Below are 3,694 nucleotides of genomic sequence, written 5' to 3' on the forward strand. Positions count from 1 at the left end.
GCGCCGTCCATGGACTGCGCACGCCGAACACGAGCTGATCCCTGAATATTGCCGTATCGGTCATGTCGTCCGGTAGCGGCAGCTGTTTGTTTTCGCCGGAAGGCAGCCGAAGGAAGATGTGCGAAGCGAAGAAATTCAGCGTTCGAGCCAGGACCAGATAGCGTCTGTCACCGTCGTACTCGACAGCGGCACCAACGGCGAGATCCTCTTTCTGCGCCTCGAAGAACGGCGTCGCGTCTTCCAGCTTGGTACCGCGCTTCCACAGTTTTATGACTCGCGGATAGCCGGACTCGGTCTTGTCGGCCTCGTCGAAAGCGGCCGAAACGATGACGGTGTCCTTGTCCAGCCAGCTGAAGCCCGACTTGGAAGCGGGCGCACGAAACCCGCCCTCGACAAAGGACTTGGTCGCGATGTCGAATTCGCGCATCTCGCTGGCGTCGCCGCCATCCGGCGACATACTCACCAGGCAACGGTTGAAGTCCGGATAGAGTCGGCTTGCGCCGCCAAAAACCCATTTTATCCCCTCCTTCGCCGCAAGCTGGTCGAAGTCGATGATCGTTTCCCAGTCGGGCTTCTCGGTCTTGTAGGAAGCGACGGTCGTGCGGCGCCAGAGGCCGAGCACATTGGTCTTGTCCTGCCAGAAATTGTAGACATGGCCGGCTTTTGCCGCGCCGACCGCGATGTTGTCCTCGGCCGTCATCAGGTCGAGCGCGGTCTGGAACGACGCCTGATAGGACGGATCGCCCTGCAATTCGCCAACCGTGACCTCGTTCTGGCGATGTACCCAGTCCAATGACTGTTTGGCTGTCCTGTCCTCCAGCCAGAGGAAGGGATCGTTGGTCGAGGGGGTGGAATTCGGCGTCTGGGTGGCAGGCTTGGTCATCAGGTCTCCGATAAACGCGTTGCTTTGAAAAAGCCAACGCCGATAGGCCGTATCGATATTAACTATGCTCAGCGCACAATTGAGGCTTTCCGCCCACCAGCGAGGCTAGCAATAGCCAGCGCCAGGCACATCAAGCCAAGCGTGATCGGCAGACCTCTCGCGCCCATAACATCCATGGCGCCGCCCGCCAGCGGCGGCACGGCGATGCCGCCGACGCCCCACATCAAGGAAAAGGCCGCATTGCCGGCAACCAGTGCGGAACCGGTGAAGCGTTCGCCGAGCTCGATGATGGACATCGTGTAAATGCCGTAGGAAACCGCGCCCCAGACAAAGATCATCGGCCAGATCAGCGGCGACTCGATGAGAAGCGGAAGCAGGACGCAGCCGAGCACCGTGATCGCGACGCAGGCAAGCCGCACCAGGCGCGCGGAAAGCCTTTCTGCCAAAAGGCCGAGCGGCACCTGCATGGCGATATTGCCTGCAATCATCGCCGACAGCAGCGCCGACATGCGGGTCTCGGTGATGCCGTGACGGGTGCCATAGACAGGCAGCAACGCCAGCGCGCCCTGTTCGAAGCCGGCGGCGACTATGACGGCAAACAAAAGCAGCCACGCCAGCGGCATGAAACCCAGGACGGAAATCTGATGCCCGGTCTCGTCGACCCTGGGCAAGCGCGGCAGCACCAAGCCCAGGCAGATGCCGCACAGCACGAAGGCGGAGATGCCGACGAGGAAGGGCGGCCAGCCCTCGGTGCCGACTGCAAGCAGGCATAGCGGCCCGGCCGCGAAACCGGCCGAGATGATCGTCGAATAGACACCCATGACGCGCCCTCGCCGCGCCGGCGGCGCCAGCGCGATGACCCAGATCTCGCTCAGCACATAGAGCGGGTTGGTCACCACACCGATCAGGAAGCGCAGGGGAAACCACAGATAGACATTCTGCGTCCAGCCGATCAGCGCCAGCACGACAGCCGAAAGCGCCGCACAGGTAAGCGCTGTGCGCCCTGCCCCGAACCGGCGGGCCAGCGCCGGGATCAATGGCGACGACAGGATGAAACCAATCGGCGTCATGGCCGCCGACAGGCCGATCATCGCCGGCGAAACGCCCTGGCGCTGCAGGATGAAGCTCAGCAGCGGATAGGACAACCCTTGCGCGATGGCGAACACCGAGACGGTCGCGATCACACCGGTGATCGCCGCCCATTGCATCGTCTCGTCCTCGTTCGATTCAACCAAATTCATTGTGCGCACCGCTATCGAGGCTGCAGGATTAGCGATTGAGCAACGCGGTGGTAAGCCCCTGGCAGGCGAAAACCGCTTGCTCCAGACAATGCCTGTCAGGAGGTTGGGCCTGTCAGGAAGTTGGGCCTGTCAGGAAGTTGGGCCTGTCAGGAAGTTGGGCCGGTCAGGAGGTTGAGCTCGTCAGGAAGCTCGGCGCACGGACGACCGATACAGCGCGAACATCACCAGCACCGCGTCGAGGCCGGCGATCACGACCGGCAGCCCGAGCGGGCCGATGCCTTGCATGAGCACGCCGGCACCGGGTGGGCCGACGATGCCACCGACGCCCCACATCAGTGCAAAGGCAGCGTTGCCGGCGACCAGCACAGAGCCCTTGAACCGGCTGCCGAGTTCGACCAATGCCATGGTGTAGACGCCGTAACCGACCGCGCCCATCACCAGCAGCACGACCCAGATCAACGGCGTTGTGATCAGCAAAGGCAGCAAAAGCGCGCAAACGGTTGTTGCCAGCGCGCAGACGATGATCATGGCGCGGCCGCCAAAACGCTCCGCCAGAAGGCCGAGTGGTATCTGCAGCAGGATGTTGCCGAGGGAAAGCGCCATCACCAGCGAGGCCAGAACGGCTTCCGCCAGGCCATAGCTGGCGCCGAAGACCGGGACCAGCGCATAAGTGCTCTGCTGAACCGCCGCCGAGACAAGCACGGCAAGCAGCAGCGCAGGCGCCACCTTGGCAAAGCCGACAAGGCCGCTGGCAGGCTGGTCGTCATCCTCGAACCCGGTCAGCTTAGACGAGACCGCGTGCAGGATCACCGCGCAGAGCGCGAAACCGGCGACGCCGACCATGAAGGGCGCCCAGCCCGACGTACCGAGCAGGGTCAGCGCGAATGGTCCGGCGGCGTAGCCGGCGCCCATCAGCGTGTTGAACACGCCCATCACCCTGCCGCGCCGCGATGGCGGCGCCAGCGACAGTGCCCACACCTCGCCGAGGATGTAGAGCGGGTTGATGACGACGCCGATGATGAAGCGGATGACGAACCAGGCCACCCAGTCCTGCAGATAGCCGATACCCAGGAAGCAGAGCGCGCCGATCAGCGAGCAGCCGACCGCCAGATTGCGTGCACCGACAAGCCGCACAGCCGCGGGCACGAAAGAAGCCGAAAGGATCAGCCCGAGCGGCATCATCGCCGCCGACAAGCCGATCAGCGCTGGCGACATGCCTTGTTTCTGCATCAGCAGCGTGAACAGCGGCGAACTCAACCCCTGCGCCGCGCCGAACATCGCAAGTGCCGCGGTGACGCCGGCAAGCGCTGCCCACTGCGTTCCTGCTTCGCCTTCGTTCGAGCCGGTCGCAACCATGCTGCCATCCATGTGAATTGCTGGCCATCCGGCCGGCAAGCCCGAGTAGCTATCGGTTCGATCCAGGCAAAGGAAGGGCCGCCCGGCGAAATCCGCTTGCGCCAACGAGGCGGCGGGATCAGGCCGATGTCGTGGCCGCGCAACTGCCGTTCCGGCATGTCGCTTCCCTCGCCCTAGTGGTCGCCGCCTCCGCAATGGCTGGACAGCCGCCGGT

At 63.7% G+C, this 3,694-nt stretch carries 2 protein-coding genes and 1 pseudogene; all 3 read right to left on the reverse strand.

The window, feature by feature from the left end:
• Positions 1-883: pseudogene (locus tag EN749_RS32465) on the reverse strand (prolyl oligopeptidase family protein); the annotation flags it as partial.
• A gap of 68 nt (positions 884-951) precedes the next feature.
• Positions 952-2,124, reverse strand: a complete 1,173-nt coding sequence (locus EN749_RS32470) for an MFS transporter (RefSeq protein WP_128364699.1) — start codon at positions 2,122-2,124, stop codon at positions 952-954.
• Between the two features lie 180 nt (positions 2,125-2,304).
• Entirely contained in the window at positions 2,305-3,480 is a 1,176-nt protein-coding gene (locus EN749_RS32475; protein WP_127268230.1) for an MFS transporter, read from the reverse strand.
• Between the last annotated feature and the right edge of the window lie 214 nt (positions 3,481-3,694).

The sequence above is a fragment of the Mesorhizobium sp. M7A.F.Ca.ET.027.02.1.1 genome, assembly GCF_004022985.1.
Lineage (GTDB): Bacteria > Pseudomonadota > Alphaproteobacteria > Rhizobiales > Rhizobiaceae > Mesorhizobium.

What these genes read in the sequence shown, in the direction of transcription:
- EN749_RS32470 (WP_128364699.1), bottom strand. Translation starts at nt 2,124, where the DNA reads ATGAATTTGGTTGAATCGAACGAGGACGAGACGATGCAATGGGCGGCG.
- EN749_RS32475 (WP_127268230.1), bottom strand. Translation starts at nt 3,480, where the DNA reads ATGGTTGCGACCGGCTCGAACGAAGGCGAAGCAGGAACGCAGTGGGCA.